The following is a 5,525-nucleotide window of genomic DNA, read 5'->3' as shown; positions in this document are numbered from 1 at the left end:
CGTCATCATCATCGGCGGCAGCTTTGCCGGTCTCGCCGGCGCCCTGCAGCTCGGCCGTGCCCGCCGCAAGGTCACCGTTCTCGATACCGGCCTGCCGCGCAACCGCTTCGCCGGCCACTCGCATGGTCTGCTCGGCCACGATCACAAGCCACCGCGTCGCGCACCGCGTCACTCGCCGTCTTAACGTACCTATCCCTCATACCGGAAAGCTCCGATGGCTGACCTGGTCAATCCCGTGCGGCGCATTCCCACCTCCAGCGCCCTGCCCATCGCCGTCCTTTCCGTCCTAACCGCGATGGGAACGCTGGCGACCAACATCTTGCTGCCGTCTCTGCCGCACATTGCGATCTCATTGAATGTCACGAGTGCGGCGGTCACGTCCGCCATCACCGTCTTTCTTGCGGTGTTCGGATTGGGCCAGCTCCTGGTCGGACCGGTTTCGGATCGCTATGGAAGACGTTGGCCGGTCCTGATCGGATTTGCCGTGTTCTTCGCGGGCAGCGTCTGGTGCGGTCTGGCAACCGACCTGCCTAATCTCCTTGTCGGCCGCGTCGTGCAGGCAACAGGTGCTTGCGCGACGGCAGTGCTGTCTCGCGCCATCGCCCGCGACATGTTTAGCGGCGCAGCGCTGGCACGCGCGATGGCGCTCATCATGATCGTGATGTCCGCTGCTGCCGGGTTCTCGCCACTGCTTGGCGGCGCACTCGACCACAGTCTGGGCTGGCGCGCCGAATTCGCGCTGGTCGCGGCCTTTGCTGCCGTCGGCGCCGTTGCCTACGGCATCGTTCTCGGCGAAACCCACAATTCGATCCGCACGCCGCTCAACCCAGTTGCCATCGGCAGGACCTATGCCGGCTTGATTGGCGACCGTCGCTTCGCTATCCCCGCGATCACCTCGAGCCTCATCATAGGGGGCATGTTCTCATTGTTTTCCGCTGCACCGCGCCTATTCATCGAAGCGCTGCACTTTACGCCGATCCAGCTAGGCCTCTTTTTCGCCGGCACCGTCTTCATCGTATCCGCCGCGGGTATGCTTGCATCGAGATTGGCATCACGCTACGGGCTCGATGGCCCGATCCGGGCCGGCTTGTGCGCGACGGCCGCCAGCAACCTTGCGATCGTGCTCATCTCGATGATTAGTCCGACTTTCCTGCCTTTTCTGGCCGCGATATGCGTTTTTCTTCTCGGGGCGGGTGTTGTCATTCCACTGGCCACTGCGCGGGCGCTTTCTCCAGTCGGGGAGAAGGCCGGCGCCGCCTCGGCGCTGCTGGGTTTCTTGCAGATGATGGTCGCCGCGATCGGCGTATGGCTTGCTGCCACAGTGTCGCATGAAGCAATGTTGGCGCTGGGCGTCGTGATGAGCGCATTTTCCCTGCTGGCTCTTGGCCTGTACGCGCGAGGCCCAGGATCTTGATTGGCGCATGACTCCGCGCGCGTTTCTTTTCAGTCGCTCGTCAGCTTTGCGAAGTCCGGCTTACGCCGTCGGGCAAACGCGGCAAAACTTCACCAGTTTGACAATTGTGCCTTCTCCCCTCGGCATCAAGTGCCGTGGAATTCCGGTTTGCTGCTGCCAGGTGGGCGCTTCATCTCGAACATGTTCTCGGTCCTGACCTCGAGGTAGTCTCTCGGCCGGCACGCAGTATCGGACGCGCAAGTGCCGTGTTGGAGACGCCGTTCTCGATCAACGATTGGTCAATGTAGACCGCCACAACCTCACTGAGCAGGAACCATTCTTCGACCTTTTCACCGCGTGCGTTGGCGAGTTGAGAGACCTCGACGACCTTGCATTCCATGGCGGCCCTGCTCTCGCCTACCCTTGGCAAAGCTACATAGCGCCTTAGCCAAGAGTTCCGGCGTCCGCCGGGTCAGGCCGGTGATGATGCCGAGCCCGCCGGCGTTGGCGCGCCGGCCCTGTCTGTTTTCGGTCACCACAATTCAAGTATTTGACAGTATTCTAATTCTTGAATTACGACACCATGCAGTCTCCGCAATAGGCAAGCCAATGGGTAAGTTTCAACCTGTCCTCCAACGGAGCCCATCACCATGGATGACGTCATCATCATCGGCGGCAGCTTTGCCGGTCTCGCCGGCGCCCTGCAGCTCGGCCGTGCCCGCCGCAAGGTCATCGTTCTAGATACGGGCCTGCCGCGCAACCGCTTCGCCGGCCACTCGCATGGTCTGCTCGGCCACGATCACAAGCCACCATTGGACATCCTGGCCGAGGCGCGGCAGCAATTGGCGCGTTATCCCACGGTCAGGCTGGTCAATGCCCGGGCCGACAGCATCTCTGGCAACATCGACAAATTCTCCGTCCTCACTGGCGATGGCGAAAGCCTTGGGGCGCGCCGCCTGGTCCTGAGCTATGGCATCGTGGACCAGATGCCTGACGTTCCGGGCTTTGCCGAAAGCTGGGGGACGTCCATCGTGCCCTGCCCCTATTGCGACGGCTTTGAAGTCGCCGGCCAGCATTGGGGCCTCGTCTGGTCCGGCCCGCAGTCGCACAATCAGGCCAGGCTGTTCCTCGATTGGACCGACAAGTTGACGCTCTTCGCCGATGGTCACGACATTCCGCCTGATATCCAGGCCGATCTGGCGCGCCGCAACATAGCTGTCGTCGATGGCCGGATCACCGAGATCGCCCATCACAAGGGCCATATCGCCACCGTCAATCTCGATACCGGCCGCAATGTCGCGGTTGACATCCTGTTCGCCCATCCGCGCAACAAGCCCTCCGCAAGCCTGCATGAATCATTGGGCCTCGCCACGATCGATACGCCCTCGGGCATCGCCCTCAAGGTCGACGAGCGCCGCCAAACCAGCATGCCCGGCATCTACGCCGCCGGCGACCTCACCACGCCCTTCTTGCCCTCGGTCACCCAGGCATCATCGCAGGGCGCGATGGCGGGTATCTTCGCCCAGCAGTCGATGCTGGTTTGAGAGCACAGATTGGAGATGAGCATGGCCGTCGAACCGGACAGCGCGGGTGTGCGCTTCCCTCCGCCCTTCGTCTATCTGGGAGCGCTGCTGTTGGGGCTGGCGGCGGAGCGGTTCGTCACCCAGCGCTCTTTCGGCATCGACTGGCGGTTGCTGGTCGCGACGGGCGCGCTGCTGTTCGTTGCCGGCGCGGCGATGATGCTTGCAGCGGCGGGGCTGTTCCGGCGGCTGGGCACCAACGTTCCGCCGTCGCAGCCAACGACCCTCATCGCAACCACCGGTCCTTATCGGTGGACCCGCAACCCCATGTATCTCGGCATGGCGCTTATCTATGCCGGCCTTGCGATCGGCTTCGACGGGCCGATCGCCTTCGCCTTGCTCCCGTTGGTGCTGATCGCGATCCAGACGCAGGTGATCGCCCGCGAGGAGCGCTATCTCGAAGCGAAGTTCGGCGACGACTACCGCCGCTACAAGGCCGAGGTTCGCCGCTGGCTCTGACTATTGCGCCGCTGCCGCCTGCGTGGCCGCCCGTCAGCCAGCTTTCCCGACAGATCGCCGTCGTTACCCGGAGCAGCTTTCAGTATCTGGAAAGTATCCATCAGTCTTGCAGAGCCGTCGGCTATCCAACAACAGGGGGCATCAATGGTCTACAGTCTAATTGTCAAAAAAGAGATCCGCAGGAGCTTCGATCATGTCAACAACCAGCGTTGGGATGATGCTGCAAAGGGCCTAACACCAAACGCGTATCACTGGGTTGCCGGAGATCATGCGTTGGGGGGTGAGCGACATGGAAAGCAATCGGTGAAGCAGTGGTTCGAGCGCATGGGCCGTGTTTTCCCGAAGCTTCACATAGATATTGAGCAGGTCGAGGTGACGGGTTGGCCATGGAATACCACAGTGTTCGTCAAGTGGCGGGCCAACGCGAGGCTACTTGACGGCCAAAGCCTGTATGTGAACAGGGGCGTCCACGTCTTCAAGTTGCGATGGGGCAAGGTTTATTCGATTGAGGAATACTTCGACTCGCAGGCTGCAGAACGAAGCCTCGCTATCCAAGCTCGTGCCGGTTTGGATGAAGCTGCGGCTGGACCAATCGTGAGCTGACGCGGATCATTCGTGTGATCCCGCCATCAGCTTGGCGTTGGTGTTGGCGAGGGTTGGGGAGTGGTGGGTAGAGGATTTGGCTGCTGCTGAAGCGGGCCGGGAAGCGGATCGCCACCGTGCGGAATGCAAGTCCCGATGTTGCTGACTTGGATGTCGCGTGCCTTGGTAATCCCTGCGCCGTTCGAAACTGAGTGCCGCCGATCTGTCCCAAGCCTCGAATGCGTCCGCGTAATGCCTCCGCATCTGCGCCTCCGCGGACAGGCAGTCCGCGAATTTCTCGAATACCAGATCGGTGTTGACTGTTTCTAGGTAGCTTTTTGTTGAGTTCACTGGTGCGCTACCGGCCGCAAATTTGGCAAAATGCGCCGTGCGCGGCGATGAACAAGGCGACGGCCGACCGGCAATAGGAATCGATTTCGTTGTCGTCCTCTGCTCTCGCCTGACCGAAGCGTGCGATCATCAGGAGATCGGATCCTTTGAAAAGCGCGGCAAACAAGCGGGCGGACCGGAGAGGATCGGGCACGTTCAGAAGCGCCTTCGCGTGCAACCGACGCAACAGGGCCTCGATTTGGGCGATGACATGGCCGGGGCCGGCTTCGTAATGGAGCTTGCTTAACGAGTTTTGATTCGTCCTGTTGGCCATGACCATGGCTTCGACACTGCGGACGTCTGATCTCAACAGCGTGCGAAGCAGGGATGATCCCACCGCCATGAGCTGATCTTCGACCGAACCGTCGACGCCTTCAAGAAGGGCCTGTGGTGCAAACGACTGATGGCAGCCGGCCGCGATGGCCGCGCCGAACAGCGCCTCCTTGTTCTCGAAGTGCCTGTAGATGCTGAGCTTGGATATCTTCGCCCGCTGGGCGACCTTGTCCAATGTCGTCGCCTGAAAACCCAATTCCACAAAGAGTTCGCTCGCGGCGTCGACGATCGTTTGGCCAAGCGCTTCGTTGGCGGGCCGGCCGCGCCGGCCCTGTCTGTTTTCGGTCACGACAATTCCAGTACTTGACAGTATTCTAATTCTTGCATTACGATACCATATAGTATCTGAAATGTGCAAGCCAATTGGTAGGTTCCAACTTGTCCTCCAAATCAAGTTTCCCCGCGCCGCCCGGCGATCTCGAATGCGGCGTTGTCCGGCCGGTCAACACAGTGATGGGCGACTTTCTCGTCGATGCCGAAGCCCGGCTCGCTGCCCGTCTCAAGCGCGTATCGTCTGACGATATTGCGCCGACCTAAGGCACGAGGGATCCCATGCAACGACGGACCCTGCTGAAGCTGGCCGCGCTTTCCACCATCGGCCTCGCGCGCGCTCAGGCCACCGCCAAGCCCAACGCGTCCCCCTCCATCCCCAACACGGAGCCCATCACCATGGATGACGTCATCATCATCGGCGGCAGCTTTGCCGGTCTCGCCGGCGCCCTGCAGCTCGGCCGTGCCCGCCGCAAGGTCACCGTTCTCGATACCGGCCTGCCGCGCAACCGCTTCGC

6 protein-coding genes and 2 pseudogenes are annotated in these 5,525 nt (G+C 61.4%); 7 read left to right on the top strand and 1 reads right to left on the bottom strand.

Features of this window, described 5'->3' with window-relative positions; genetic code table 11:
• From MOV74_RS30235 to MOV74_RS30215, 5 genes and pseudogenes are all read left to right on the top strand, one after another.
• Positions 1 to 154: pseudogene (locus MOV74_RS30235) on the top strand (NAD(P)/FAD-dependent oxidoreductase); the annotation flags it as partial.
• 60 nt (positions 155 to 214) lie between these two features.
• Positions 215 to 1,414 carry a multidrug effflux MFS transporter gene (locus MOV74_RS30230; protein ID WP_246930404.1) on the top strand — a complete coding sequence of 400 codons (1,200 nt, stop codon included), beginning with the start codon at positions 215 to 217 and terminating at the stop codon, positions 1,412 to 1,414.
• A 629-nt stretch (positions 1,415 to 2,043) separates the two neighbouring features.
• The gene (locus MOV74_RS30225; protein ID WP_246930401.1) at positions 2,044 to 2,937 is read left to right on the top strand and encodes an NAD(P)/FAD-dependent oxidoreductase; all 894 of its coding nucleotides are present in this window, start codon (positions 2,044 to 2,046) and stop codon (positions 2,935 to 2,937) included.
• 21 nt (positions 2,938 to 2,958) lie between these two features.
• Positions 2,959 to 3,432 (top strand): isoprenylcysteine carboxylmethyltransferase family protein, encoded by a 474-nt coding sequence (locus tag MOV74_RS30220; RefSeq protein ID WP_246930399.1) that lies wholly within the window; start codon positions 2,959 to 2,961, stop codon positions 3,430 to 3,432.
• Between the two features lie 144 nt (positions 3,433 to 3,576).
• Positions 3,577 to 4,035, top strand: coding sequence for a nuclear transport factor 2 family protein (locus MOV74_RS30215; protein WP_246930397.1), 459 nt, complete (start codon positions 3,577 to 3,579; stop codon positions 4,033 to 4,035).
• A gap of 337 nt (positions 4,036 to 4,372) precedes the next feature.
• Here MOV74_RS30215 and MOV74_RS30210 read toward each other — a convergent pair whose 3' ends face one another.
• Positions 4,373 to 5,026, bottom strand: a complete 654-nt coding sequence (locus MOV74_RS30210) for a TetR/AcrR family transcriptional regulator (protein WP_246930395.1) — start codon at positions 5,024 to 5,026, stop codon at positions 4,373 to 4,375.
• 89 nt (positions 5,027 to 5,115) lie between these two features.
• Between MOV74_RS30210 and MOV74_RS30205 the strand changes: the two genes are divergently transcribed.
• Together MOV74_RS30205 and MOV74_RS30200 are read left to right on the top strand one after the other, a co-directional pair.
• The gene (locus tag MOV74_RS30205; RefSeq protein ID WP_246930393.1) at positions 5,116 to 5,274 is read left to right on the top strand and encodes a hypothetical protein; all 159 of its coding nucleotides are present in this window, start codon (positions 5,116 to 5,118) and stop codon (positions 5,272 to 5,274) included.
• A 15-nt stretch (positions 5,275 to 5,289) separates the two neighbouring features.
• Positions 5,290 to 5,525: pseudogene (locus MOV74_RS30200) on the top strand (NAD(P)/FAD-dependent oxidoreductase); the annotation flags it as partial.

The sequence above is a fragment of the Bradyrhizobium sp. SHOUNA76 genome, assembly GCF_023006445.1.
Lineage (GTDB): Bacteria > Pseudomonadota > Alphaproteobacteria > Rhizobiales > Xanthobacteraceae > Bradyrhizobium.
The sequence above is the reverse complement of the archived record's forward strand: the minus strand, read 5'-3'. Positions and strand labels throughout refer to the sequence as shown.

Coding starts and splice junctions, on each gene's coding strand:
- MOV74_RS30230 (WP_246930404.1), top strand. CDS start 215: ATGGCTGACCTGGTCAATCCCGTGCGGCGCATTCCCACCTCCAGCGCC.
- MOV74_RS30225 (WP_246930401.1), top strand. CDS start 2,044: ATGGATGACGTCATCATCATCGGCGGCAGCTTTGCCGGTCTCGCCGGC.
- MOV74_RS30220 (WP_246930399.1), top strand. CDS start 2,959: ATGGCCGTCGAACCGGACAGCGCGGGTGTGCGCTTCCCTCCGCCCTTC.
- MOV74_RS30215 (WP_246930397.1), top strand. CDS start 3,577: ATGGTCTACAGTCTAATTGTCAAAAAAGAGATCCGCAGGAGCTTCGAT.